Raw genomic sequence first — 24,494 nt, 5'->3', positions numbered from 1 at the left:
TCCGACCCGCCCGATAGTCTCGGGAATCATGAGGCTTCTGCACACGTCCGACTGGCATCTGGGGCGATCGTTCCACCGTGTGAACATGCTCGACGCCCAGGCCGCGTTCATCGGTCACCTGCTGGCGACCGTGCGCGAGCGTGACGTGGACGCCGTCGTGGTGGCCGGGGACGTGTACGACAGGGCGGTGCCGCCGCTCGCCGCCGTCGAGCTCTTCGACGACGCCCTGCACCGGCTCGCGGACCTCGGCGTGCCGACGGTCATGATCTCCGGGAACCACGACTCGGCGCGCCGCCTCGGCGTCGGCGCGGGCCTCATCGACCGCGCAGGCATCCACCTGCGCACCGACCCGGCCGCCTGCGCGGAGCCCGTGATCCTCACCGACCGCCACGGGGACGTGGCGTTCTACGGCCTGCCCTACCTCGAACCCGCCCTCGTCAAGGACACCTTCGGAGTGGCCAAGGCGGGGCACGAGGCGGTCCTCGGAGCCGCCATGGACCGGGTGCGCGCCGACCTCGCCGCCCGCGCGCCGGGCACCCGCTCCGTCGTCCTCGCCCACGCCTTCGTCAGCGGCGGCCAGGTCAGCGAGAGCGAGCGGGACATCACGGTCGGCGGGGTCGCCGCCGTGCCCGCCGGAGTCTTCGAAGGCGTGGACTACGCGGCCCTCGGCCACCTGCACGGCAGCCAGACCCTCTCCACGCGCGTGCGCTACTCGGGCTCCCCCCTGCCGTACTCCTTCTCCGAGGCCGACCACCGCAAGAGCATGTGGCTCGTCGACCTCGGCCCGGAAGGGGACATCGACGCCGAGCGCGTCGACTGCCCCGTGCCGCGCCTGCTGGCCCGCATCAGGGGCACCCTCGACGACCTGCTCGACGACCCCGGTCTCGCCCGCCACGAAGAGGCGTGGGTCGAGGCCACCCTCACCGACGCGGTCCGCCCCGACGACCCGATGGCCCGCCTCTGCGAGCGGTTCCCGCACACCCTCAGCCTCGTCTTCGCCCCGGACCGGGCCCCTGACGACCCGGACGTCTCGTACGCCCAGCGCCTCAAGGGCCGCAGCGACCAGCAGGTCGCCGAGGACTTCGTGACCCATGTGCGCGGTGCGGGGCCCGACGAGGAGGAACAGGAAGTACTGCGGTCGGCGTTCGACGCGGTCCGCACCGACGCCACGCTCAGCGAGGTCGCCCGATGAGGCTCCACCGGCTCCGCATCACCGCCTTCGGGCCCTTCGGCACCACCCAGGACATCGACTTCGACGACCTCAGCGCCGCCGGACTGTTCCTGCTGCACGGCCCGACCGGCGCCGGCAAGACCTCCGTCCTGGACGCCGTGTGCTTCGCCCTCTACGGCTCGGTGCCGGGCGCCCGGCAGGGCAGCGGACAGGGCATGACGCTGCGCAGCGACCACGCGGAGCAGGGCACGCGCACAGAAGTGTGCCTCGAACTCACCGTTGCCGGGCGGCGCCTGGAGATCACCCGCCAGCCGCCGTGGGCGCGCCCCAAGAAGCGCGGCACGGGCACCACCACGGAGAAGGCCCAGAGCTGGCTGCGCGAGTACGACGCCGCGGCGACCCCGGGCGCCTGGAAGGACCTGAGCCGGTCCCACCAGGAGATCGGCGAGGAGATCACCCAGCTCCTCGGCATGAGCAAGGAGCAGTTCTGCCAGGTCGTGCTCCTGCCCCAGGGTGACTTCGCGCGGTTCCTGCGCGCGGACGCGGAGGCGCGCGGCAAGCTGCTCGGGCGGCTCTTCGACACGCGCAGGTTCGCCGCCGTGGAACAGCGGCTCGCCGAGCAGCGGCGCACCACCGAGGCCGAGGTCAAGGACGGGGACGCCGCGCTCCTCGCCGACGCGCACCGCATGCAGCAGGCCGCGGACGACGGCGGCCGGGACGCCGAAGTGCCCCTGCCGGACCTCGCGCCCGGCGACCCGGGCCTGGCGGACGCCGTCCTCACCTGGGCGGCCGTCGCCCGCACGAGCGCGCGGGAGCGCCTCACTGTCGCGGACTGCGCGCTCACAGCCGCCGAATCCGCCCAGGCGGCAGCGGAGCGCAGGCTCGGTGACGTACGCGAACTCGACCGGTTGCAGGGCCGTTTCGCCGAGGCGCAGTCACGCGCCGCGCGGCTCCACGCGCGCGTGGACGAACAGCGCGACCTCGAAGAGCGTCTGCAACGGGCCCGCAAGGCCGAGACGGTCGCGCCCGCGCTCGGTCTGCGCGACACCGCCGACACCGAACACCGGCGTGCCACGGAAGCGGAGGCACACGCGCGTGGCCTGTTGCCCGCGACGTTCGCCTCCGCCGGCGCCGCGGGCCTCGCCGCCGCCGCGCGCACGGCGGCCGAGGAGCTGGGCGGTCTCACATCGGCTCGGCGCGCCGAGCGGCGGACCGCCGAGATCACCGCGGAACGCGCGACGCTGGACCGCCAGGAGCGGGCCGACGATGAACTGCTCCAGGACGCGTCCGGCTGGCTCGACGGCTGGGAGGCCACCCGGGCCGCGCTCCAGGAGCGCATCGAGTCCGCCCAGGAAGCCGCCACCCGCGCCGAGCGCCTCGCGGGCCGGCTCGAACCGGCCCAGGCCCGCCTCGACGCGGCCCGCCGCCGCGACCGCCTCGCCGAGGACGCGGCGGCGGCGAAGGAACGTGCCCTCGCCGCCCGCGAGTCCGCCACCGCCGCGCACGAACACTGGCTCGCCCTCAAGGAGCAGCGCCTCACCGGCATCGCCGCCGAACTGGCCGCGCACCTGACCGACGGTGAACCCTGCGCGGTATGCGGCGCCACGGAGCACCCCGCGCCCGCGCGGAAGATCGCCGGACACGTGGACCGCCACACCGAGGAGGCCGCCCTCGCCGAGCACCGCCGCGCGGACGAGGCCCGCGCCGCCGCCGAGCGCGCTCTCGGGGACGTACGGGGATCACTGGCCGCAGCGACGGCCGCGGCCGGCAGCGGCCCGGTGACGGAACCGAACGAGACGAGCACCGCCGACGAGACCGACTCCAAGGAAGCGCCCTCCGACACCCAGCCCACGGCCGACGAACTCGCCACGGCCGTCACAGAGTTGCGACAGGCATACGCGGAAGCCCGAGACCGTGCCTCCGGATTGCACGCCGCCCGGGAGGCGCTGGCGCAGGCGGAGCGCGAGTACGACCGCAGGCTCGCAGAGCAGCAGGAGGCCGCCCGGCGCGCCGCGTCCCGTGCGACGCTCCGCGACGCCCTGGAACGCGAACAGCTCTCACTGGAAGCGGAGTTGACGCGCGCGCGGGGCGCCGCGGACAGTGTCGCCGCACGCGCCGCCCAGCTGGAGCGGCAGGCCGCACTCCTCACCGAGGCCGCCGACGCCGCCCGCGCCGCCGACGACACCGCCGAGCGCCTGAAAACCGCCGACGCGCGACTCGCCGACGCGGCCTTCCGCGCCGGGTTCGACACGCCGACGGCCGCGGCGGACGCCCTGCTCGACGACGCCCGGTACCGCGAGATCCAGCACCGCATCGACGCCTGGCGGAACGAAGAGGCCGCGGTGCGCTCCGTCCTCGCCGAGCCGGACACGGCCGCCGCCGCCCAGCAGCCGCCCGCCGACCTCCCGACCGCACAGGCCGCGGCCGAGGCGGCGGGGCGACGCCTGCGGGACGCCGCCTCCGCGCGGGACGCCGCCGCGCGACGCTGTGCCGAACTGGACCGGCTCTCCGTCCGCTCGCTCGCCACGATGCGCAAGCTGGGCCCTCTGCGGGCCGCGTACGACAGGGTGGCCCGGCTCGCAGGACTCACCGCGGGCACCTCGGCGGACAATGAACGCCGCATGCGCCTGGAGTCGTACGTGCTCGCCGCCCGCCTGGAACAGGTGGCTGCGGCCGCGACTGTACGGCTACGACGCATGTCGTCCGGGCGCTACACCCTCGTCCACTCCGACGACCGCACGGGCCGCGGCCGTTCGGGCCTGGGCCTGCACGTCGTCGACGCCTGGACGGGCCGCGAACGCGACACGGCGACCCTGTCGGGCGGAGAGACTTTCTTTGCCTCCCTCGCACTGGCACTGGGCCTGGCCGACGTCGTCACGGACGAGGCGGGCGGTGTCCGCCTGGACACCCTCTTCATCGACGAGGGCTTCGGCAGCCTCGACGACCAGACCCTCGACGAGGTCCTGGACGTCCTGGACTCCCTACGCGAACGCGACCGCAGCGTAGGCATCGTCAGCCACGTCGCAGACCTCCGACGACGCGTCCACGCACAACTGGAGGTCGTGAAGGGCCGGGCGGGGTCGGCGGTGCGGCAGCGGGGCGGTGGGTGAGGGCCCAGATCCACGGCCCGAGCTGGAGCGGATCACGGCGCGCCGGAGCGAGCCGGACGCGCTCGCCGAGGAACTGCAGCGCGGTGGGCCCAGGTTCAGGGCCCCACCCGGCCGGTGTCGTAGGCCCACATCGCGATCTCGACCCTGTTGCGGGCGCCGATTTTGGCCAGCAGGCTGGCGACGTGGGTCTTGGCGGTCGTCAAGCCGATGAACAGCTCGGCGGCGATCTCGGCGTTCGTGCGGCCACGGGCGACCAGCGTCAGCACCTCCTCCTCGCGTTCGGTGAGCGGCTCGATCGGTCGGGTCCGTCGGCTCGACGGTTCCTTGGCGGCCAGGGTGGCCAGCAGCCGCCGGGTGATGTTCGGCGCGATCAGGGCATCGCCGACGGCGGCGGCATGGACGGCCTGGACGAGCAGCGCCGGTCCGGCGTCCTTGAGCAGGAAGCCTCGGGCGCCGGCCCGGAGGGCGCCCTGGACGTACTCGTCGAGGTCGAATGTCGTGATCACCACTACCGCGATCGGGTCCGGGACGTCCCGCCCCGCGAGGAGCTTGGTCACCTCGATGCCGTCGAGCCCGGGCATCTGGATGTCGACCAGGCACACGTCGGGGCGGAGCCGCTGCGCCAGCTCGACGGCGGCGTGGCCGTCGGCGGCCTGACCGACGACCTCGATGTCGGGCTGCGCGTCAAGGATCATCGAAAGGCCGGTGCGCACCAGATCCTGGTCGTCGGCCACCAGCACGCGTACCGTCATCGGCCCACCCTCGTCGGCATTTCGGCGTCGACCGTCCACCCGCCCTCGGGCGCAGGGCCGGCACGCAGCGTGCCGCCGAGCAGCTGCACGCGCTCGGTCATCCCCAGCAGCCCGAAGCCGTGGTGCACCGACCGAGCCGGGTCGATCTGTCCGTCGTCGGTGACGCGCAGTCGCAGCGTTCCCGCGCCCTCTATGACCCGGATCTCCACACGCGAGGCGTTGCGGGCGTGCCGCAGGGCGTTGGTCAGCGCCTCTTGCGCCAGCCGGTAGACCGCCGCGTCGACCTGGGGCGGAAGTTCGCCCCTGTCGTCCGGCAGCTCTACGTCGACGACCGGGACCGGGGCGCGTCGGGCGAGGGACACCAGGTCGGCAACGCCGGGCTGAGGGGCGCACTCCGCCGGCGCTCCGTCGCGCAGCACCCGGACCATCGCCCGCATGTCCGCGAGCGTCCGCGACGCTTCCCCTTCGATGACCACCAGCGCCTCGAGCGCCGCTTCAGGTCGCTGCCCGGCCATCGCCCGGCCCGCCTGCGCCTGCACAGCGATCGCCGAGACGTGGTGGGCGACGATGTCGTGCAGCTCGCGCGCGAGGCCGACCCGCTCCTGGCTGCGGCTCTGGTCCAACGCCCGGCGCCAGCTCTCGGCGCGGTAGCGGAACGCCGCTCCGCCCGCCGCCGCCGTCAGGACGGCGAACCCGCCGATGACGTCGGCCGGCCCGGTGTAGTCGGCGACCGTACCGATCCCCGCAGCGACCGCCACCACCGCCAGCCCGATCACGATCTCGCGCCCCGAACCCCAGCGGACCAGCGCGTAGACGAGCACCAGGACGTAGAACATCGTGTCGAGGCCCACGCTCGGGGCCCCGCCCAGCAGGCTCGCCAGTCCCAACGCCATCGCGGTGCCGAAGGCCACCACGACACAGGCCAACGGGTGGGTACGCCGCCACAGCAGCACCGGCGCAAGTCCGACCGCCACGATGGTCGCAAACGGCCGCCAGGCGACGTCGTCCCGAAGGACCCCTTCGAGCAGCGCCGTCACCATCGACACCCCGACCAGCACCCAGTCGCGCGACACCCGTTCGGGAGCGTCCGTGGCGCGGGGCTCGGCCCACAGCGAGCCCAGGGCGTTGGTGGTCACGCTCCCAGCTTAGGGACCGCCGAGGCGTCGGGGACCGACCGAAAGAACGAGACGCCGCTTCTCCCATCGGCCGAGGCGGATCCGGCCTCGACGCCGATGTGCGCGCCGCCGGGCTCACCGATCGTGGGCCCACCAGCCCTCACCACAACAACGGAGCCTGTGATGAGAACGCGTCAACCCACCACGACCGCACTGGAAAACGAGCAGATCCCGGTGAGAGCCAAGCTCGCCGCAGCGTGGACAAGCTTCCTGTTCCTGTACGTCTACGTGGACATCCTCGCCTTCTTCAAGCCCGGCGTCATCGATGACATCGAGGCCGGCATCGTCTGGGAGTTCAACATCAGCCAGACGTTGTTGACCGCCTTCCTCGTGCTCATGGCGATCCCGATCCTCATGGTCGTGCTGTCGATGACGCTGCCCGCCCGGGCAAACCGCATCACGAACCTCATCGTGGCCTCGGTACAGGTCCCCTTCGCGGCATTCAACGCGGTGGGCGAGTCCTGGACGTACTTCTACGGTCTTGGCGTCGCACTGGAAGTAATCGTTCTCGCCCTCATCCTGCGGTACGCCTGGACCTGGCCCCAGGTAGGTGGTGCGGCAGCGGGTGGGATCTGAGGGCTCAGGTCTTCACGGGAACTGCTGGACCCGGCCGTCTCCTGAAGAGATCCTTTGGCATGGAGTTTCTCTGCTATCACCGTGACCGGCCCGGATCCCTGCCGCTGCGTGACGAGCTGTTGGAAGAGCACTGGTCCTATATGGACGGGTGTGCGAAGGAGATGATCGCCCGGGGGCCGACCTTCTCCGACGACGGCGACACACCCACCGGAAGCCTGCACATCGTCGACCTGCCCGATCCCGCCGCTGCCCGCGCGTTTGCCTTCGATGAACCGAACTACCAGGCCGGCGTCTACCGGGACGTGCTGCTGCGACGGTGGCGCAACGTGTTGGGGCGCACCATGTGGGACTTCCCCGGCGGCCGGACCGGCGGCAACCGGTATCTGGTGCTCGGCCTGGGTGCGGGACGGGCCGCCGATGTCGCCGTGCCGCTCGTTCAGGACGAGTTGATCGCCTACGGGCCGCTGCTGTCCGACAGCGGAGCTGAGTGGCTGGGTACGGCGGCGTTGGTCAGGGCGCCGGACCCGGACACGGCACGGACCGTCCTGACCTCGGACCGGTACGCCGACATCGAGGTCCACAACTGGCAGTTCGGCGGGCGGTCGTGATGAACCGGAGGTGTTGAGGTCGGCCGCACCGCCGCCGCGCCGGAGAACGGGGCTTGATGTGAAGCGTCCTCTCAGCCGCACACGATGCGCTCTATCTCCCTGAGCTGGGCGGTGTTGATGCGTCCCCTTTCCAGGGAGCAGAGCCAGCGGAGCAGTTGAGGTGCGGCGTACAGCTCGTCGTAGAAGCCGAGTTGCAGGTCGGCGATGTCGTCCTCGATGAGCCAGATGTCGAGGGCGTCCTTGAGGTGACGGGCGGATGCCTCCGTGCGGGTTGCCGCCCATTCGGTCAGCCAGGGGGTGAGGGTGCCTGTGGTGACTGCGAGTGTTTCGAGAAGGTCGTGGATTGGTGTGGTGCTGGGGTGAGTGTGCAGGGTCGAGCGCCACCACGCGTGCCAGACCTCCTCCAGCGCCGCTTGTTCGGGCGCGGGCCAGTCCCGCCAACCCGCGGCGAGGAAGCGGGAGGCGACCATGGCGTTGTGGAGCCGGCCCTCGGTGAGCGCACGCACGATGCGGGGGGTCAGTCTGCGGTACAGGCCGGGGAAGTCGTCCCAGTGGTTCGTCGCTTCATGGGCGACGTACGGGATCAGGTCTTCCGGCACCAGGTGCACGGGCCCGGCGACGGCTTCGAGGTCGGACTCGGCGTAGCAGTAGGTGCAGCCGCTCACGGGGAACGGCAGGTCGGCGAGCGGGGCGAAGGCGATGTCCAGGGCGTCGAGGGCGTTCTGGAGGCGCTGGTGCGGGTCGGTCATGGGGTGCCTGACTGGACTCCGTCCGGCCGGGCCGGAGAAGAGAGCGACGTTACCACTCTCTCCCCCGGAGGGGACAGCCGCCCAGTGGTCGTCAGCGGCCCAGTGGTCTGCGGGGCAGAGGAGAGGAGTAGACGACGCTGGTCGTCACCGAGCCGAGTGAGCCGATCCTGCCCGACACCTCTTCCAGGTGCTGCATCGAGCGGGCGGCGACCTTGATGACGAAGCAGTCGTCGCCCGTGACGTGGTGCGCCTCCAGGATCTCCGGAGTCACCTCGACCAGGTCGTGGAAGGGCTTGTAGTTTCCGGTCGGGTAGCGGAGGCGTACGAACGCGAGGATCGGCAGGCCGAGGCGGTCCGGGTCCACCACCGCCGCGTACCCCTGGATCACACCCGCCTCCTCCAGGCGCCGCACGCGTTCGGTGACGGCGCTCGCGGACATCGAGACGGCGCGCGCCAACTCGGCGTAGCTGGCGCGGCCCTCCCGCTGGAGGACGTCGAGTATGCGCCAGTCGGTGGCGTCCGTGGAATATCCGGTCATCCCCGAGAGGTAACAGGGAAATCCCCGGCCGTTCAAGAGGCGGCCGGGGATTGTTCGTACCCGAGTCGTAACCGAGGACCCGAGTGCGGGTACCAGTGCGGGTGTCAGTGCGGGTTGCGGCGTGGCTTGCAGCGTGGGTGTCAGACGCCCGCGATGCTCTGGATCCAGGAGCGGTACGCCGTCACGTTCGTGTACGCCGTCGTGGTCTGGCGGTCACTCGTGGAGGCCACGCCCACCTGTACGCCGTTGGCCATCATCGGGCCGCCCGAGTCGCCGCCCGCGGTGATGCCGTCGCCGCGCCGGGCACAGATGGCCTGGCCCTGGTACGCGTCACGGCAGCCGCCGGTCACCACGACGTTGGCGACCTTCAGGAGCCGGGACTGACAGTTGATCTCCGAGCCGCACTGGGAGGTCGCCCCCCAGCCGTACACCTGCACGGTCTGGCCCACCGACACGGAGCCCGGGCTGCCGAGGCGCGCGTAGGTGCCCGCCACGGAGCGGTCCAGCTGGACCAGGGACAGGTCCGAGGACGGGTGGTTCCTGATGCTGATGCCGTTGGCCGTGGTGCCGCCGGACGTCTGGTCGAGGCTGCCGATGCGGAAGGAGAGGCCGCCGCCGCTGACGCAGTGCTTCGCGGTGAGGATCCAGGTCGGGGCGATGATCGTGGCGCTGCAGGTCTGCCGGCCGTTGGAGAAGAGCCTGGCGGCCCAGGGCGCGTTGCTGGCGTAACCGCCGCCGATGATCGGCTGGGGGCCGTTGCTGCTCGCCGCCACGGTGGGGGCGTCCGCGCGGGCCGCGGCCTGGGCCGCTGCCGTGGGGGCGAGCCCCAGAACGGCGAGGGCGGTGGCCGCGAGCGCGGGGACGAGTCTGGATATACGCATGTTCGTCTCCATTGTGTGGGGGTGAAGCGTCCTGGATGAGGACAAGGCCGCATAGGTATGCAGCCCGAGGGCACGCTCGGAAGGCGGGTTCTTCTGTCGCGTGCATGCCATGTGCGGCAGAGGTGAATCTGGCAGAGGAGTTGTGCGCGGCGCAAGAGGCGGGCGGGGCTTCCTGTGCGGCGTCATCGTTCGGGCGGCTCGGTGACGACCGGGGTGCTGTGGGTGGGCTTGCGACCCACTGCATGATCAAACCGATTCCTGGTACGGACCATTCTCGGCGGAAGGGGTGTGGCCTTGCCAACGCCCTTTCGCGACAACCCTGTTGGACCCGCCTGTACGGCTGACGCGGGAAAGTCGTGCCGTACGCGCGATGTGCCGGGGATTCGTCGGCGTCATCGGCGGAACGCCGGGATTCGGCGCTTCAGCCTTCCGGCCGCCGGCCGTAGATTTTTCGCCATGAACAAGACGGACAACATGAACAACACGAACGCCACGGAAGCCGGGAGCCCGGGTGCGAACCGGGTCCTGAGCGTGCCTCCCGCCTCACCGGCGGCAGCCGCCGCGTTCTTCGGCGCCAGCCTCGCCTTCCACGCCGACGTATCCGACGTGGCCGCCACCCTCGCCGCCGGCGGCGACCCGGGTTTCGTCGTGATCGACACCCGCTCCACCGCCTCCTGGGACCAAGGGCACATCCCCGGCGCCGTCCACCTGCCGACCGCCCTCATCCCCGAGCAGGCGGAAGCGCTCCTCGACAAGTCGGTGCCGGTCGTCACCTACTGCTGGGGGCCCGGCTGCAACGGCGCCACCCGCGCGGCCCTCGCCCTCGCCCAACTGGGCTTTCAGGTCAAGGAGATGCTGGGCGGCTTCGAGTACTGGGCGCGCGAGGGCTTCGCGTACGAGACGTGGCAGGGCCGCGAGCGGCACGCTCCCGACGCGCTCACCGCGCCGGTGGACGCCGACGACTGCGGCTGCTGACGGCCACGTCCGCCCGCCTGCCCCGGCGCAGCGCCCAACGCGCCCGGGACAGCGCCCACGCGCCCGGGAGGCGCGAAAAATCCGGGTGCGCGTGCGGGCCCGGGAGTCCAGCATGGTCTGTCATGCCTCACCTGCCGCAGCCCTCACCCGCCCAACTCCGCCGTGACCCGCTCCCGTTGCGCGGACGCACCGCGCTCGTCACCGGGGCCAGCCGACGCGGCGGCATCGGATACGCCGTCGCCCGGCGGCTCGCCGCGTACGGCGCCGGGGTCTATCTGCACCACCACGTCCCGCAAGACGCGGCGATGCCTTGGGGCGCCGACCGCCCGGAGGCCGTCCTCGCCGGGGTGCGCGAAGCACTCGGCGACCCGGACGCGCCGGTCCACGCGGGGCCGGGCGACCTGACGGAGACCGACGCCCCGGCCCGCCTGATCGACACGGCCGCCGACGCGCTCGGCGGCCGGATCGACATCCTCGTCGCCAACCACGCGCTGAGCGGCAGCGACGGAACGCTCGACGCGATCGACGCGGCGATGCTCGACGCGCACTGGGCGGTCGACACCCGCTCCGTGATCCTGCTCGTCCAGGCGTACGCCCGGCTGCGTGCGCGGTTGCCGGACCGTACTCCTGGCGGGCGCGTCATGATGATGACGTCCGGGCAGGACATCGCGGGCGGCATGCCGGACGAGATCGCGTACAGCCTGCAGAAGGGCGCGCTGGCGTCCGCGACCCGCACGCTCGCCACCGCGCTTGCCGACCTCGCCATCACCGTGAACTGCGTCAACCCCGGCCCCGTGGACACGGGTTACCTCACCGGTGAGGCGTACGAGGCGGTCGCCGCGTGCTTCCCGGCGGGCCGGTGGGGGATGCCGGACGACCCGGCCCGGCTCATCGCGTGGCTCGCCACGGACGAGGCCGAGTGGATCACCGGCCAGGTCATCGACTCGGAGGGTGGCTGTCGCCACTGACGTCGCCGTCCCGACCCGCGGGGGCGCCTGCCAGGCCGGTGTACAGCGCGGTGGTGGCCGTGGTGTCCCGGGCCCCCCGCGGCAGCCCGCTGACCTGTCCGTCACCCACCTCCACGACCCGCCACCGCCCGTCCGAGTGCAGCGCGAGATCCGTCGTCACGAACCGGCAGCCGAGCTCCGCCACCGCCCCTCGCACAGCGTCGAGTTCGGGCTCGGGGGACCGGTCCGGGGTGTCCGGATGTGCGGTCACGAGCAGCGCTTCTCCGTCCAGCCACCACACGCGGGCCTCGCCTCCCGCGACGAACGGCTCATAGGCGCGTACCACCAACCCGCCCGCGAGAGTCTCCTCCTGGAGCGCGAAGAACCGGTCGACGACCTCGGACAGCCGCGCGCTGTCGGCCAGTTCGGGTACGAAGCACGCCTCGTCCCACTCGTGCTTGCGGGACTTCACGTAATCCTTGACGATCCCCGGGCCGGGGCCGAGCGGCGCCACGAGGTCCGTGAGCCGCTCGGCCGAGGGCGGCTCACCCGGAGCCGCCGCGCACCAGACGCTGCGCGGCGTGAGCGAGGCCCGCTCGAACGTGTCGTACCAGCCGGGCAGTTCGTGAGCGCGACCGTACGCGCCGGACCCGGTGAGCAGGGCGCAGCCGCGCGCCGCGAGAGCCCGCTCCAGCTCTCCGTGGCGCGCGACCGGCACCATCCACCCCCGGTACCAGTACGGCCCCGACCCGCGCGGCACCCGTCCGACGGCGCGAGCCGCGTCACCGGCCAGCAGCGCGTCGTGGTCGACGAGGGCGACCTCGGCACCCGTCGCGCGCGCGGCCGTGACCTCCGGCGCGAACTCGGGGTCGGGCCGCGTGGCGCGCAGGGGATCGGACGGGAAGAGGAACGCGGAGCTCACAGCTCGGACAATTCGGTCACCAGGTCGTCGAGGCCCAGCGAGCCCTGCGACAGCGCGGCCATGTGCCACGCCTTGGCGTCGAACGCGTCGCCGTGCCGACGCCGCGCGTTCTCCCGGCCGAGCAGCCAGGCACGCTCACCCAGCTTGTAGCCGATGGCCTGGCCCGGAATGGTGAGGTAGCGCGTCATCTCGCTCGCCACATAGTCCGTGGGGCGGCTGCAGTGCGCGTCGTAGAACTCCTGGGCGAGGTCGGGCGTCCAGCGCTCACCCGGACGGAAAGGCGAATCCGCCGGAATCTCCAGCTCCAGGTGCATGCCGATGTCGACGATGACCCGCAGCGCCCGCATCATCTGGGCGTCCAGATAGCCGAGCCTGCGCTCGGGGTCGGTGAGGAAGCCCAGCTCGTCCATGAGCCGCTCCGCGTACAGCGCCCAGCCCTCGGCGTTGGCGCTGACGATGCCGACGGTCGCCTGGTAGCGGGAGAGGTCCTCCGCGACGTGCGCCCACTGGGCGAGCTGGAGGTGATGGCCGGGCACGCCCTCGTGGTACCAGGTGGAGACGAGGTCGTAGACAGGGAAGCGGGTCTCGCCCATCGTCGGCAGCCAGGTGCGGCCCGGGCGGGAGAAATCTTCCGTCGGGGCCGTGTAGTACGGCGCGGCGGCGCCACCGGGCGGCGCGATGTGGGACTCCACCTTCCGTACCCGCTCGGCCAGTTCGAAGTGCGTGCCGTCCAAGGCGTCGATGGCTTCGTCCATGAGCTCCTGCAGCCAGACCCGCACCTCCTCCACGCCCTCGATGTGCGCCCCGTGCTCGTCGAGGTGGGCGAGCGCCACCCACGGTGTGGCCGCGCCGGGCAGGATCTTCTCGGCCTCGGTCCGCATTTCGGCGAGCAGCCGGTGGAACTCCGACCAGCCGTACGCGTATGCCTCGTCGAGGTCCAGATCGGTGCCGTTGCACTCGCGGGACAGGCGGGCGTATCGCTCGCGGCCCACGATGTCGGGGGAGCCCTGGATCGCGGGCGCGTAGACGTCCCGCATCCAGTCGCGCAGCGCCACGACGGACTCGGTGGCGCCAAGCGCCGCGGCGTCCAGGTCGGCGCGCAGCTTTTCGGGGCCCGCGGACGCGAATTCCTCGAACCAGCCGCGCCCGCTCGCGCCGCCGCCGGCCGCCCCCGCCCACTCGGTGAGCTGCCCGATGAACGTGTCGGTGGGGCGCGGAGCTCCGTACAGCTTGCGTTCCAGGCCGAGTTCGAGCGACGCGCGGTAACCCTCCAGAGCGGCCGGTACGGCACGCAGCCGCTCGGCGAGCGCCGCCCAGTCGTCCTCCGTGTCCACGGGGGACACGGTGAAGATCTCCCGCACCTGATGCGGCATCGTGTGCAAATTGCCGACGGCGCGCAGCCCTTCCTCGGCCTCGTGCACGGCCAGCTGCGCGGTGAGCCGCTCGCGCAGGAGCCGACCGCAGCGGCGCTCGACATCGCTGTCCGCGCCGGGCCGCGCCTCGGCCTCGGCCAGCCGTGCCAGGGTCGTGCGTGCCAGCCGCGCCAGCGCCTCCTGGCCCTCGGGGGAGGTGTCGGGGAGCTTGCTGTTGCTCTCCTTCACGCCGAGGTAGGTGCCCGTGATGGGGTCGAGGGCGATGAGCTCGTCGACGTACGCGTCGGCGACGGCGCGGGGCAGGGGTCCGGTGTTCGGATGCGGGTTCTTCGAGGCTGACATGCGGACATCCTCGTACGAGGGACGGGTGCGCGTCACCATGATTCGCCCGGCGGATCCTGCGGGGCGTCGGGTGGCAGGAGCGGACCGCACGACCACTGCTGGAAGATCAACCGGGTCTCCACGCGCGCGACTTCGGGCCGTGCGGTGAACTCGTCGAGGACGAGCCGCTGCAGATCGGCGGGACCGGCCACCGCCACGTGCACCAGAAAGTCCTCGGGGCCCGTGAGGTGGAACAGCGACAGGGACTCGGGCAGCGCCCGCACACGCTCCACGAAGGGGCCCACGAGATCCCGGCGGTGCGGCCGCACCTGCACGGAGAGGAGCGCCTCGACCCCACGGCCGAGCTTCGCCGGGTCGAGCCGCAGCTGATGTCCGAGAATCACCCCCGACCGCCGCAGCCGCGTCACCCGGTCGAGACACGTGGACGGCGCGACACCGACCTGCGCGGCGAGGTCACGGTAGGTGGTCCGGGCGTCGTTCTGCAGCAGACGCAGGATGTGGAGGTCCACCGGGTCCAGTGCGACGGAATCGGCCATCGGCCGAACGTAGCACGGGACATGGGCCGCGAGGCCCGGTCGTTGTTCAGCCTGTGCCGCATGGAAGCGAACACCGGGACAGCAGCGAACACCAGAACAGCAGCGAACACCAGAACAGCGGCGAACACCGGGACAGCGCGGAACAAGCCGTCCGCCGACCGGACGTCACCGCCGCGTGCGCTGGCCACCGAGGCCGTGCACGCGGGGCGCGACGATCTGGCCGACATGGGATTGCACGCCCCGCCGATCGACCTCTCCACGACCTACCCCTCCCGCGACAGCCGGGCGGAGGCCGCCCGCATCGACGCCTTCGCCGCCGAAGGTGCCGTCGACGAAGGACCGCCGGTCTACGCCCGGCTCGGCAACCCCACCGTCGCCCGCTTCGAGACCGCCCTCGCCCGGCTCGAAGGCACCGAGAGCGCGGTCGCGTTCGCGAGCGGCATGGCGGCCCTGACCGCGGTGCTCCTCGTACGAGGATCCGCGCGGCTGCGCCACGTCGTGGCCGTCCGGCCCCTGTACGGGTGCAGCGATCACCTGCTGACCGCGGGCCTGGTCGGCACCGAGGTGACCTGGGTGGACCCGGAGGGCATCGCCGACGCCATCCGGCCCGACACCGGCCTGGTGATGGTCGAGTCGCCCGCCAACCCCACCCTCGCCGAACTCGACCTGGCCGAGGTCGCCCGCGCGTGCGGCACGGTGCCGCTGCTCGCCGACAACACCTTCGCCACGCCGGTGCTCCAGCGGCCCGCCGAGAGCGGCGCCCGGCTCGTGCTGCACAGCGCCACGAAGTATTTGGGCGGGCACGGCGACGTCCTCGGGGGCGTGGTCGCCTGCGACGAGGAGCTCGCGCGCGGGCTGCGCCAGGTGCGGTTCGCCACGGGCGGGGTGCTGCATCCCCTCGCCGGTTACCTGCTGTTGCGCGGCCTGTCCACGCTCCCGGTCCGGGTGCGGGCCGCCTCCGCGAACGCGGCGGAACTGGCGCGCCGCCTCGCCGCCGACCCGCGCGTGGACCGCGTCCACTATCCGCGCCTCGGCGGTGCCATGGTCGCCTTCGAAGTACGCGGCGACCCGCACGCGGTGATCGCCGGCGTACGGCTGATCACCCCTGCGGTCAGCCTCGGCAGCGTCGACTCGCTCATCCAGCACCCGGCGTCCATCAGCCACCGCGTGGTGGACGCCGCCGACCGGCGCTCGGCCGGCGTGAGCGACCGGCTGCTGCGGATGTCGTGCGGCCTGGAGGACGCCGAGGACCTGTGGCGCGACCTCGACCGGGCCCTCGGCCCCGTCCCCGTCACCATCCCCGCGCCGGTGGCCACCGGCACGGGTTCCGATGGCCTCAGGGGCGCCGCGCGTGGTCGTACGGCAGCCGCGAGCTGACCGGCGTGGTGTCGAGACGGGCCGTGATCACCAGCGTGCCCTCCTCGATCTGGTAGTCGAGCGGCAGGCCGAGCCCCCGCATCGCCGCCACCATGCCCGTGTTGGACGCCCGCGTCACCGCGTACACGCTCTCGCAGCCCGCCTCGACCGCCATCGTCACCAGGCGGCCGAGCAGCTGGCTGCCGATGCCCCGGCGCTGCCAGTCGTCCTCGACGAGCAGCGCCACCTCGGTCTCGTCGCCGTCCCAGAGGAGGTGGCCGATGCCGACGATCCGCCCGGACGCGGTCCGCACCGCGAGCGTGCGGCCGAAGCGGGGGCTGAGGAGGTGGTTCAGATAGCGGTCGGCGTCGTGCACCGGGCCGTGGTAGCGCATGTCGAGGGTGCGCCGCGAGCAGCGCTCGTGCATGGCCTTGGCGGCCTCGACGTCCGACGTGTCGGCCCGCTGGACGGTGATGGAGTTGCCCTCCGGTAGGGTCAGGACGTCCTGGCTCCGGGGGATGCGCGGGCCGAGCCGCGTGTCGAGCTCCACGAGGGCCCGGGCGCGGGCGAACTCCGTGGGCGTGAACGGCAGATAGGGGCGCTCGACGGTGATGACCTCGCCGTCGGGACCGTTCAGACGCAGGACGGTCCCTTCGAGTACGCCGTCGACCGGGGTTCCGTCCGGCGGCGTGACCTCGTCCTGACGGGGCTTCGGCCGCGACGCGGCGGGCAGCGAGCGGATGGTGCAGCGGCCCAGGAGATGGCGCAGCGCCAGGGGGAGTTCGGCCGCGTCGAGCGCGGTGCGGGTGGCGAGACCGAGGATGCGGGTGGGCGCGTCCACCAGATCGTGGGCGTCGGCGCGCTCGATCCAGGTGCCCGCGCCGCCCGCCCCGGCGATCGACCGCGTGATGTCGGCGCCGGACAGCTCGGCGGGCGCACGCAGCAGGAACTCGTCGACGGTGCCCTCGGCCAGCGGGTGGGCCTGCAGGCTGAGGATGTCGATGCGGCGCTCGGCGAGGGTCACGCACAGCGCGGCCAGCGAGCCCGGCTCGTCCCGCACCGTCGTACGCATGCGCCACAGGGTGGTGTCGCCCGGCTGGGCCGGCTCCACGGGTGCGCCCGAGGTGGCGTTCATGGTGTGCCCGGCCTGCTCCGCGTCCGCGGGCGGCCGGGCGACGGTATCGTGCGCCGGCGGCGGCGCGTGGTTGTGGCGTCGCGCCCACCAGACGTGGAAGCCGGCCGTGGCGAGCAGCACCACGGCCGACACGAGCAGCAGGGCGGGCCCGTCGGGGCTGTGCCCCACCATGTTCGCCACGGCGTCGGCCACCGCGACGGCGGTGAACAGGGCCGCCAGCTCCACCACGTCGCGCCGCCAGTGATGGACGGGGCGGCCATGCTTGGTCCGTGTCACGTCAGACATGTCAGCTCTCATACGTTTACTGTGCTGGACCGGTGTTTCGTGATCACGAACGCTCTGTGACTGATGGGTAAAGAGGTCATCTGCCCCTTTTGGCGGCGATTCGGCCGACGTCAGTCCGGCACGGAGGCTACTGCCCCACCCGCCCGGGCCGCAGGACCTGGCTGAACAGCACGCCGCCGCCCTCCTGCCGCAGCCGCACGGTCAACTCGCCGCTTCCGCCGTCGATGTCGACCTCGCCGAAGTACTGCGGGGTCTCGGCCGGCGAGGTGTTGGCCCGGCTCGGAGCCTTGAGGAACTTCTGCTCGGGACCGAAGGTCGCGTCGAGCTGAGTCGCGGGGAAACCGCCCGCGGCGAGCGGCCCGGACACGAACTCCCAGAACGGCGCGAAGTCCTTGAACGCCGCACGCGACGGGTCGTAGTGCTGCGCGGAGGTGTAGTGCACGTCGGCGGTCAGCCACAGCGTGCCCGTGATCCTCCGGTGCTTGATGTGCCGCAGCAGGTCGGCGATCTGGAGCTCGCGGCCCAGCGGCGCGCCGGGGTCGCCCTGCGCCACGGCCTCGAAGTTCGTCCTGCCGTCGGGCACGACGATGCCCAGCGGCATGTCGGAGGCGATGACCTTCCACACGGCACGGGAGCGGGACAGCTCACGCTTGAGCCAGGCCAGCTGGCGGGCGCCGAGGATTCCGGTGGCCTCGTCGGGCTGTCTGCCCGGCGAGTTGGCGTTGCGGTAGGTGCGCATGTCCAGCACGAACACATCCAGGAGCGGGCCGTGCCGCTGCACCCGGTACACCCGGCCGTCCTCGTCGCCCGGCGGCAGGGTGGACAGGGGGAAGTACTCGCTGAAGGCCCGCAGGGAGCGGCCCGCGAGGACGTCGACGCTCTTCTCCGTGTACCGGGGGTCGTCGAGGATCTGCCCCGGGTACCAGTTGTTGCGCACTTCGTGGTCGTCCCACTGGATGATGGACGGCACCTGGGCGTTGAACCGTCTGACGTTCTCGTCGAGCAGGTTGTAGCGGAAGGCGCCGCGGAACTCCGCCAGGGACTCGGCGACCTTGGACTTCTCCTCCGTCGTGATGTTCCGCCACACGGTGCCGTCGGGCAGTGTGAGGCTCGGCGGGATGGGGTTGTCGGCGTAGATGTTGTCGCCGCTGCACAGGAAGAAGTCCGGGTTCCGCCCGCGCATCTCCTCGAAGACGCGGAAGCCGCCCCGGTCGGGGTTGATGCCCCAGCCCTGGCCCGCGATGTCGCCCGACCACAGGAAGCGCACGTCCTCCTTGCGGCTCCTGGGCGCCGTGCGGAACGTGCCTTCGACGGGCTTGCCCGCACGCCGGGGGTCGTCGGGGTCGGTGAGGAGCACCCGGTAGTGGATCTGTTCGCCCGCGGGCAGGCCGCGCAGCTGCGTCGTCCCCGTGAAGTCCGTGTCCGGGCCGAGCAGCGGGCCGTGCCACCGGCGCGGGTTGCGGAACGACTCGGTGGCCGACGTCTCCACGATCATCCGCGCCGGACGGTCGGAGCGGACCCACACGAGTCCCGAGTGCGCGCTCACGTCTCCGGCCTGCACGCCCCACGCGGCCTTCGGGCGTCCCGAGAGCGCGAGCGAGGGGGCCGCCCCGGCCAGCGCGGGCACGGCGAGCGCCGCCGGTACGGCGAGCGAACCGCGCAGCACGCTGCGGCGGCGGGGGGACGGGCTCGGCTGACGTTGCGACATGAATGCGCCTCCAGTTGACGGGTGCGACCAGTGTGCGGGAGCCCGGCCGGTACCGCGCCACAGCGTCCACGCGAAGCACAAGTGAACAACTCCCCACGGGCGGAGGGGAACCGCCGCGCGGAGCCGGCACGAACCGGAGCCGGCCCGAACCGGGGCCGTGCGGGCGTCGGCCTAGGGCTCCGGTCGTACGCGGTGGGGACGCACGGCCGGGGACGTACGACCGATGGCCGCAAGATCCACAACTGCCTACGCTCGGCACGAGAGCACGTCACCGGGCGTGCCGTAGCGAAGGGGGAGTCCCGTGCCGGTCAACGGTCAGAGCCACATCCGCGTCGCCCGCCCGACCCGCGACCTCGCGGCCGCCGAACACTTCTGGGTCGACGGGCTCGGGCTGAGCGTGCTGTACCGGGCGGAGGGCGGCGACGCCCCCGGCGAGCACGACCTGCTCATGGTGGGGTGGCCCGACGCTTCCTGGCACCTCGAACTCGTCCACGAGGCGGCCGCTCCCGTCCGGCCGAGCCCCACCGAGGAGGACCTGCTCGTCGTGTACGTCGACGGGGAGGTGCCCGACGAGCTGGTGGCGAGCCTCGAGGAGCAGGGCGGAAAGCGGGTCCTGTCCCCCAACCCCTACTGGAACGAGTGGGGCGTCACCGTCGAGGACCCGGACGGCTACCGCTTGGTGCTCTGCACGCGCGCGTGGTCCAACTCCTGAGCTCCCTCGGCGTTCTGCACCGCCTCCGCCAGCAGGCGGACGCCGTCGGCGATCCGGGCCGGGGAGAGGTGCGCGTAGCCGAGGACCAGGTGAACCCCGTCGGCGGCGGTGTCTCCGGGGGCGCCATCGATGGCGGTGCCTTCGCGGGGACCGTCGGCGGGGGCGGTCGGCATGGTGTAGTCGCTCAGTGGCCGGACCGCGATGCCGGCTGCCGCCGCCCGCGCCAGGAACGCGTCCTGCGGCCCCCAGTGGCCCGGCAGCCGGGCGATGACATGCAGACCGGCGGAGATGCCGGTGACCCGCGCGCCGGGGAAGTGCTCGTGCAGGGCGGCCACCAGGGTGTCCCGGCGCTCCCGGTAGGCGCGCTGGCAACGACGCAACTGCCGGTCGTAGTCGCCCCGTTCGACGAACCGGGCGAGCAGCTCCTGGTCGAGCGCCGGATTGCCCAGGTCCATCACCCGCTTGCGCTCGACGACATCGGCGGCGAGCCCGTCCGGCACCAGCAGCCAGCCGAGCCGCAGCCCCGGAGCGAGCGATTTGCTGACCGACCCGGTGTAGGCGACATGCTCGGGGTCGAGTCCCTGCAGGGCGCCCACCGGGGCGCGGTCGTAACGGAAGTCCCCGTCGTAGTCGTCCTCGACGATCAGCCCGTCGACGGACCGGGCCCACTCCAGGAGTTCGGTGCGGCGCCGGGCCGAGTAGCCGATGCCCGAGGGGAACTGGTGGGCGGGTGTGGTGACGACCGCGCGTACGCCTCGCTCCCGCAGCGCCCCGGGATCCGCGCCCTCGTCGTCCACAGGTATGCCCACCGGCGTGATGCCCGCCGCGGCGAGCAGCGTGGCGTGCTCGGGGCTGCCCGGGTCCTCGACCCCGATCGCCGTGTGCCCCCGCGCGCGGAGCGCCAGCGCCAGCAGCGTCATGGCCTGGGCCACTCCGGAGCAGACGATGACGCGCTCCGGGTCCGCGACCGCGCCACGGCGCCGCACCAGGAGGTCCGCGAGGACCCTGCGCAGTCTCGGCAGGCCGCGCGGATCCGGGTAGCCCAGCATCTGGTGCGGCAGTTCGGCGAGCACCTGGCGGTGGGCGGCGGACCAGGCGGAGCGGGGGAACAGGGACAGGTCCGGGACACCGGGCAGGAAGTCCACGCGCGCGTGGCCGTCCCGGGGCGCAAGGTCACGGACTGCGGGCACGGCGGCCCGCGCCGCGTCGCCCACCCATGTCCCCGCCCCGCGCCCGCTGCGCAGATAGCCCTCCGCCGTCAACTGCTCGTACGTCTCCGTGATCAGGCCGCGGGAGACGCCCAGGTCGGCGGCGAGCTCGCGGCTGGACGGCAGCCGGGTCCCCGCCGTGAGCCGCCCCGACCTGACGGCCTCGCGCAGGGCCGACGCCAGGCTGCGGCCACGGCTGCGCGCGGGGGCGGACGCGGCGGGCAGCAGCAGCTCCCAGGCGGCGCTCCACCCTGCGCGGTCGTCGTCGGCACTCTGTGCTGTCTCGGGGGTCTTCGGCGTCAGAGCGATGCACCTCTCCGGAAGAGCTGTCTATGAAGGTGGTCCACAGGGGAAGGTGGTCCACGGGGGCGGTCGCGAAAGTGGTCCTCTGATGAGAGGTCCGCTGAGAAGTGGACCCCTAAGCGGCCACAGAAGTGGACCTTAAAGGGGACCGCCCCACTTCCTAGCGTCGGGGCATGAACGCGAACTCCTCACGCGGGGCGCTCCTCGCGGCCCTCGCCTGTCTCCTCGTCGGCGGCTCCTTCACCGCCAACAGCCTGCTGGGCGACTACCCGTACACGGGCGGCCAGTTCCTGCGTTACGGCCTGGCCTGTCTGCTCCTGCTGCCGTGGCTCGGCAGGGGCGGCACCGCGGCGCTGCGCCGGCTGCCGCGTCCCCAGTGGGGGCGTCTCGCGCTGCTCGCGGCCGTGGGAATGGTCGGCTTCAACCTGGCGATCCTCGCTGCGGAACGGTCGGCGGAACCTGCCGTACCGGGTGTCTTCGTAGGATGCGCCCCCGTGGTCGTCGCCCTCCTGGTGCCGCTCATGGAAGGGCGCACGCCCCAGCGGGTGGTCCTGCACGGTGCGCTGCTCGTGGCCGCCGGGGCGCTCACCGTGCAGGGCTGGGGCCGCACGGATGCGGCAGGTCTCCTGTTCTCGGTGGGGGCGCTCCTGGGAGAGGTCGGTTTCGCGGTGCTCGCCGTCCCCGTGCTGCGGCCGCTCGGGCCCCGGCTCCTTGCGGCGACGGTGTGTGCCGTCGCCGCCGTCGAATCGGCTGTGCTGGGGCTCGTCGTCGACGGCGGCGGCTTCGTGCGGTGGCCGGACCGCACCGAAGGCGCGGCCCTGTTGTGGCAGGCGGTCGTCGTGACCGTCGTCGGATTCGTGCTCTGGTACTCGGGGGTTCAGCGCATCGGCGCCGAGCGGGCCACGCTCTTCTCCGGCCTCATCCCCGTCGCGGCGGCCTGCACCGCCCCGCTGGTCGGCACCGGCGCGTACGGGGCGCCCCAGGCCGTCGGCAGCGTGCTCGTCGGCGCCGGGGTGGCCCTGGGCTCCGGAGTGGTCGGTCGGCGTCGGTCAGCGGCGGCAGGTGTCGAGGATGACGCGGGCGACCAGGGCCGGGTCGTCGTGCATCGGGACGTGTCCGCAGCCGGGGAGCCGGACCAGCCGCGCGGCGGGGATGGCGCGCTTGGCGCGGACCCCTTGCCGACGCAGGAGCAGCCGGTCCCGCGTGCCCCAGGCGATGGTGATCGGCAGGCCCGTCACATCGTTCTGGAGGAGGACGTCGCGCCCGGCCTTCAGTGTCGCCGCGAACCCCGCGGCCTCGCGCAGCGCGAGCGTCTCGGCGAGGACCGCCTCCGGTGAACGGCTCCAGGGGCGGGCGTAGATGGTGCTCGTGAGCGCCGTGCGCCCGGCCGCGCTGCGCGAAAGACGCTCTATCGCGGGCACCGGCAGCAGGCGCGCGCCCCGCCGCATGGCGAGGAGCGTGGCGAACGCGTACCGGCGCTCGGCGGGCGACCAGAAGCCGCCGGGGGAGAGGGCGGTGACGGAGCGGACCAGCTTCTCGCGGGCCATTTCGAGGGCGAGCAGCCCGCCCAGGGAGTTGCCCGCCACGTGCGGACGCTCCACCTCCAGCGCTTCGCACAGCGCACCGAGCGCGGGGACCATCGTGGCGAGCCCGTACGCAAGACCGTCCGGGAGGACGGGCGACCGCCCGAACCCCGGCAGGTCCACCGCGATCACGTCGTACTCGGCGGCCAGGATCTCGAACACCGGGTCCCACGCCTGCCGGTGGTGGCCGATGCCGTGGAGCAGCAGCAACGGCTCACCCGCGCCCGCGCGTTCGTAGGAGATCGTCGCCGTGTGCGGGCCGTCGGGCGACGCGACGCCGAAGGAGACCTCTGTGGCCATGACTGCTCCTGTTCCCGCCGCCGGGCGACGGCCCCTGAGTGCGTTAGACACGTTGTCAGCAACAATTACCGCTCGGTAGGCGCCGGTTACAAGAGGCCGGAGGCTCCGATTCGTTCCCGTGGCGAGAGGCTCCGGCTCGAGAAGGCCGTGCCTGGACAGGCGCGCTCCCGTGAGCTGGGATGGGAGGGTGGCTACCGACAGCATGACCGACGTCTTCGAAGAGCACCGACCAGTCCTGATGGGCGTCGCCTACCGCATGCTCGGCCGGGTGGTCGACGCGGAGGACGTCGTCCAGGAGGCGTGGCTGCGCTGGTCGGCGACCGACCACGGCCAAGTGCGCGAACCACGCGCCTTCTTGGTGCGCGTCACCACCCGGCTCGCCATCGACCGCCTGCGCCACCTGCAGTCCCGGCGCGAAGCGTACGTGGGGCCCTGGCTCCCCGAGCCCTGCGTCACCGAGTTCGGGCCGACGGTCCCCGACACCGCGGAGCGGGCCGTCCTCGCCGAGTCGGTCTCCCTTGCCGTCCTCGTGGTCCTGGAGTCCCTGTCGCCGCTGGAGCGGGCCGTGTTCGTGCTCCGCGAGGCCTTCGGATTCCCGTACGCCGAGATCGCGGCGACACTCGACCGCAGCGAGGCCTCCGTGCGCCAACTCGCCGGGCGGGCCCGCAAGCACGTCGACGCGGGCCGCCCCCGCTACAAGGTGGACCCCGCCGAGCGCCGCGACCTGACCGAACGGTTCCTCGCCGCGGCGTCCGAGGGCGACCTGGACGGGCTGATGTCCCTCCTCGCGCCGGACGTCCGGCTGGTCGGCGACAGCGGCGGCAAGACGAAGGCTCCGCTGCGGGTCCTGGAGACCGCCGGCAAGGTGGGCAGGTTCCTGCACCACACCGCGGCCAGGGTGCGCAGGGAGGCGACCGAGCTGGAATTCCGCTTCATCGAGGTGAACGGCGCCGAGTCCCTGTTCGTCCTCATCGACGGCAAGCCCGACAGCGTCTTCCAGTTGGATGTCGTCGACGGTCGCATCCAGGACGTCTACATCGTCCGTAATCCGGACAAGCTCACGGCGCTCGTTCCGTAGATCTCGGGACCCGGATCGCCCTCAGGGGCGCGTTCGCGCAGTACAGAGCCCCCGTCCGGGATGGGCGGGGGCTTTACCGCGCGCTCTTTGCCCGCCGTTCACGCGCGCGTGGCCGATTACGCCTGCTTGGCCCCGTGCGAACTCCGCATGAATGCTCTGTGGCATCACCCC

The 24,494-nt window shown here is 72.5% G+C and carries 21 protein-coding genes and 1 pseudogene; 10 read left to right on the top strand and 12 right to left on the bottom strand.

The window, feature by feature from the left end:
- Positions 1–28: 28 nt before the first annotated feature.
- Positions 29–1,192, top strand: a complete 1,164-nt coding sequence (locus tag ACZ56E_RS12145; RefSeq protein ID WP_471213534.1) for an exonuclease SbcCD subunit D — start codon at positions 29–31, stop codon at positions 1,190–1,192.
- A complete protein-coding gene (locus ACZ56E_RS12140) occupies positions 1,189–4,281 on the top strand; it encodes an AAA family ATPase (protein WP_471213532.1) in 3,093 nt (1,030 codons plus the stop codon). Before ACZ56E_RS12145 ends, ACZ56E_RS12140 begins: the two co-directional genes overlap by 4 nt.
- 95 nt (positions 4,282–4,376) lie before the next feature.
- On the opposite strand, the gene ACZ56E_RS12135 is transcribed toward ACZ56E_RS12140, so the two are convergent.
- Together ACZ56E_RS12135 and ACZ56E_RS12130 are read right to left on the bottom strand one after the other, a co-directional pair.
- The gene (locus ACZ56E_RS12135) at positions 4,377–5,033 is read right to left on the bottom strand and encodes a response regulator (RefSeq protein ID WP_471213530.1); all 657 of its coding nucleotides are present in this window, start codon (positions 5,031–5,033) and stop codon (positions 4,377–4,379) included.
- The gene (locus tag ACZ56E_RS12130; RefSeq protein WP_471213528.1) at positions 5,030–6,169 is read right to left on the bottom strand and encodes a sensor histidine kinase; all 1,140 of its coding nucleotides are present in this window, start codon (positions 6,167–6,169) and stop codon (positions 5,030–5,032) included. Before ACZ56E_RS12130 ends, ACZ56E_RS12135 begins: the two co-directional genes overlap by 4 nt.
- Before the next feature lie 162 nt (positions 6,170–6,331).
- On the opposite strand from ACZ56E_RS12130, the gene ACZ56E_RS12125 reads away from it, so the two are divergent.
- Both ACZ56E_RS12125 and ACZ56E_RS12120 read left to right on the top strand, forming a co-directional pair.
- Entirely contained in the window at positions 6,332–6,784 is a 453-nt protein-coding gene (locus ACZ56E_RS12125; protein ID WP_471213526.1) for a DUF6326 family protein, read from the top strand.
- Between the two features lie 59 nt (positions 6,785–6,843).
- Positions 6,844–7,392: a YciI family protein gene (locus tag ACZ56E_RS12120; protein WP_471213524.1), complete on the top strand. Its 549-nt coding sequence runs from the start codon at positions 6,844–6,846 to the stop codon at positions 7,390–7,392.
- Positions 7,393–7,463: 71 nt separating this feature from the next.
- Here ACZ56E_RS12120 and ACZ56E_RS12115 read toward each other — a convergent pair whose 3' ends face one another.
- The 3 genes from ACZ56E_RS12115 to ACZ56E_RS12105 all read right to left on the bottom strand — a co-directional run bounded on the left by ACZ56E_RS12115 (position 7,464) and on the right by ACZ56E_RS12105 (position 9,560).
- Complete coding sequence (locus tag ACZ56E_RS12115; protein WP_471213522.1) at positions 7,464–8,141, bottom strand: hypothetical protein; 678 nt, start codon at positions 8,139–8,141, stop codon at positions 7,464–7,466.
- A 91-nt stretch (positions 8,142–8,232) separates the two neighbouring features.
- A complete protein-coding gene (locus tag ACZ56E_RS12110; RefSeq protein ID WP_468610752.1) occupies positions 8,233–8,679 on the bottom strand; it encodes an Lrp/AsnC family transcriptional regulator in 447 nt (148 codons plus the stop codon).
- A gap of 140 nt (positions 8,680–8,819) precedes the next feature.
- Entirely contained in the window at positions 8,820–9,560 is a 741-nt protein-coding gene (locus ACZ56E_RS12105) for a S1 family peptidase (protein WP_471213518.1), read from the bottom strand.
- Between the two features lie 456 nt (positions 9,561–10,016).
- Here ACZ56E_RS12105 and ACZ56E_RS12100 point away from each other — a divergent pair, with 456 nt between their 5' ends.
- Together ACZ56E_RS12100 and ACZ56E_RS12095 are read left to right on the top strand one after the other, a co-directional pair.
- Positions 10,017–10,535, top strand: a complete 519-nt coding sequence (locus tag ACZ56E_RS12100) for a rhodanese-like domain-containing protein (protein WP_471213515.1) — start codon at positions 10,017–10,019, stop codon at positions 10,533–10,535.
- Between the two features lie 122 nt (positions 10,536–10,657).
- Positions 10,658–11,503: an SDR family oxidoreductase gene (locus ACZ56E_RS12095; RefSeq protein ID WP_471213513.1), complete on the top strand. Its 846-nt coding sequence runs from the start codon at positions 10,658–10,660 to the stop codon at positions 11,501–11,503.
- Here ACZ56E_RS12095 and ACZ56E_RS12090 read toward each other — a convergent pair.
- The 3 genes from ACZ56E_RS12090 to ACZ56E_RS12080 are packed head-to-tail and all read right to left on the bottom strand — an operon-like array spanning position 11,472 to position 14,655.
- Positions 11,472–12,404, bottom strand: a complete 933-nt coding sequence (locus tag ACZ56E_RS12090; RefSeq protein ID WP_471213510.1) for an ATP-grasp domain-containing protein — start codon at positions 12,402–12,404, stop codon at positions 11,472–11,474. The two genes, ACZ56E_RS12095 and ACZ56E_RS12090, sit on opposite strands and share 32 nt — an antisense overlap.
- Positions 12,401–14,119, bottom strand: a complete 1,719-nt coding sequence (locus ACZ56E_RS12085) for a DUF885 domain-containing protein (protein WP_471213509.1) — start codon at positions 14,117–14,119, stop codon at positions 12,401–12,403. The genes ACZ56E_RS12090 and ACZ56E_RS12085 overlap by 4 nt, the downstream gene beginning before the upstream one ends.
- A 32-nt stretch (positions 14,120–14,151) precedes the next feature.
- Positions 14,152–14,655 (bottom strand): Lrp/AsnC family transcriptional regulator, encoded by a 504-nt coding sequence (locus ACZ56E_RS12080; RefSeq protein WP_468610763.1) that lies wholly within the window; start codon positions 14,653–14,655, stop codon positions 14,152–14,154.
- Between the two features lie 60 nt (positions 14,656–14,715).
- Here ACZ56E_RS12080 and ACZ56E_RS12075 point away from each other — a divergent pair, with 60 nt between their 5' ends.
- A complete protein-coding gene (locus ACZ56E_RS12075; RefSeq protein WP_471213503.1) occupies positions 14,716–16,032 on the top strand; it encodes a trans-sulfuration enzyme family protein in 1,317 nt (438 codons plus the stop codon).
- On the opposite strand, the gene ACZ56E_RS12070 is transcribed toward ACZ56E_RS12075, so the two are convergent.
- Complete coding sequence (locus tag ACZ56E_RS12070) at positions 15,992–17,431, bottom strand: GNAT family N-acetyltransferase (RefSeq protein WP_471213501.1); 1,440 nt, start codon at positions 17,429–17,431, stop codon at positions 15,992–15,994. The two genes, ACZ56E_RS12075 and ACZ56E_RS12070, sit on opposite strands and share 41 nt — an antisense overlap.
- A gap of 127 nt (positions 17,432–17,558) precedes the next feature.
- Entirely contained in the window at positions 17,559–19,139 is a 1,581-nt protein-coding gene (locus ACZ56E_RS12065; protein WP_471213500.1) for an alkaline phosphatase D family protein, read from the bottom strand.
- A 301-nt stretch (positions 19,140–19,440) separates the two neighbouring features.
- Here ACZ56E_RS12065 and ACZ56E_RS12060 point away from each other — a divergent pair, with 301 nt between their 5' ends.
- Entirely contained in the window at positions 19,441–19,851 is a 411-nt protein-coding gene (locus ACZ56E_RS12060) for a VOC family protein (RefSeq protein ID WP_471213498.1), read from the top strand.
- Here the strand turns inward: ACZ56E_RS12060 and pdxR are convergent.
- Positions 19,809–21,362 (bottom strand): MocR-like pyridoxine biosynthesis transcription factor PdxR, encoded by a 1,554-nt coding sequence (gene pdxR, locus ACZ56E_RS12055; RefSeq protein WP_471214081.1) that lies wholly within the window; start codon positions 21,360–21,362, stop codon positions 19,809–19,811. The two genes, ACZ56E_RS12060 and pdxR, sit on opposite strands and share 43 nt — an antisense overlap.
- Positions 21,363–21,535: 173 nt before the next feature.
- Here pdxR and ACZ56E_RS12050 point away from each other — a divergent pair.
- Positions 21,536–22,324: pseudogene (locus tag ACZ56E_RS12050) on the top strand (EamA family transporter); the annotation flags it as partial.
- An 87-nt stretch (positions 22,325–22,411) separates the two neighbouring features.
- On the opposite strand, the gene ACZ56E_RS12045 reads toward ACZ56E_RS12050, so the two are convergent.
- Complete coding sequence (locus tag ACZ56E_RS12045) at positions 22,412–23,245, bottom strand: alpha/beta fold hydrolase (RefSeq protein ID WP_471213496.1); 834 nt, start codon at positions 23,243–23,245, stop codon at positions 22,412–22,414.
- A gap of 187 nt (positions 23,246–23,432) precedes the next feature.
- Between ACZ56E_RS12045 and ACZ56E_RS12040 the strand changes: the two genes are divergently transcribed.
- The gene (locus ACZ56E_RS12040; protein ID WP_471213495.1) at positions 23,433–24,323 is read left to right on the top strand and encodes an RNA polymerase sigma-70 factor; all 891 of its coding nucleotides are present in this window, start codon (positions 23,433–23,435) and stop codon (positions 24,321–24,323) included.
- Positions 24,324–24,494 lie beyond the last annotated feature (171 nt).

The sequence above is a fragment of the Streptomyces sp. NPDC039480 genome (assembly GCF_055597165.1).
The sequence above is the reverse complement of the archived record's forward strand: the minus strand, read 5'-3'. Positions and strand labels throughout refer to the sequence as shown.

What these genes read in the sequence shown, in the direction of transcription:
- ACZ56E_RS12110 (WP_468610752.1), bottom strand. Translation starts at nt 8,679, where the DNA reads ATGACCGGATATTCCACGGACGCCACCGACTGGCGCATACTCGACGTC.
- ACZ56E_RS12085 (WP_471213509.1), bottom strand. Translation starts at nt 14,119, where the DNA reads ATGTCAGCCTCGAAGAACCCGCATCCGAACACCGGACCCCTGCCCCGC.
- ACZ56E_RS12065 (WP_471213500.1), bottom strand. Translation starts at nt 19,139, where the DNA reads ATGTCGCAACGTCAGCCGAGCCCGTCCCCCCGCCGCCGCAGCGTGCTG.
- ACZ56E_RS12125 (WP_471213526.1), top strand. Translation starts at nt 6,332, where the DNA reads ATGAGAACGCGTCAACCCACCACGACCGCACTGGAAAACGAGCAGATC.
- ACZ56E_RS12120 (WP_471213524.1), top strand. Translation starts at nt 6,844, where the DNA reads ATGGAGTTTCTCTGCTATCACCGTGACCGGCCCGGATCCCTGCCGCTG.
- ACZ56E_RS12115 (WP_471213522.1), bottom strand. Translation starts at nt 8,141, where the DNA reads ATGACCGACCCGCACCAGCGCCTCCAGAACGCCCTCGACGCCCTGGAC.
- ACZ56E_RS12135 (WP_471213530.1), bottom strand. Translation starts at nt 5,033, where the DNA reads ATGACGGTACGCGTGCTGGTGGCCGACGACCAGGATCTGGTGCGCACC.
- ACZ56E_RS12100 (WP_471213515.1), top strand. Translation starts at nt 10,017, where the DNA reads ATGAACAAGACGGACAACATGAACAACACGAACGCCACGGAAGCCGGG.
- ACZ56E_RS12080 (WP_468610763.1), bottom strand. Translation starts at nt 14,655, where the DNA reads ATGGCCGATTCCGTCGCACTGGACCCGGTGGACCTCCACATCCTGCGT.
- ACZ56E_RS12070 (WP_471213501.1), bottom strand. Translation starts at nt 17,431, where the DNA reads ATGTCTGACGTGACACGGACCAAGCATGGCCGCCCCGTCCATCACTGG.
- ACZ56E_RS12140 (WP_471213532.1), top strand. Translation starts at nt 1,189, where the DNA reads ATGAGGCTCCACCGGCTCCGCATCACCGCCTTCGGGCCCTTCGGCACC.
- ACZ56E_RS12105 (WP_471213518.1), bottom strand. Translation starts at nt 9,560, where the DNA reads ATGCGTATATCCAGACTCGTCCCCGCGCTCGCGGCCACCGCCCTCGCC.
- ACZ56E_RS12145 (WP_471213534.1), top strand. Translation starts at nt 29, where the DNA reads ATGAGGCTTCTGCACACGTCCGACTGGCATCTGGGGCGATCGTTCCAC.
- ACZ56E_RS12075 (WP_471213503.1), top strand. Translation starts at nt 14,716, where the DNA reads ATGGAAGCGAACACCGGGACAGCAGCGAACACCAGAACAGCAGCGAAC.
- ACZ56E_RS12045 (WP_471213496.1), bottom strand. Translation starts at nt 23,245, where the DNA reads ATGGCCACAGAGGTCTCCTTCGGCGTCGCGTCGCCCGACGGCCCGCAC.
- ACZ56E_RS12095 (WP_471213513.1), top strand. Translation starts at nt 10,658, where the DNA reads ATGCCTCACCTGCCGCAGCCCTCACCCGCCCAACTCCGCCGTGACCCG.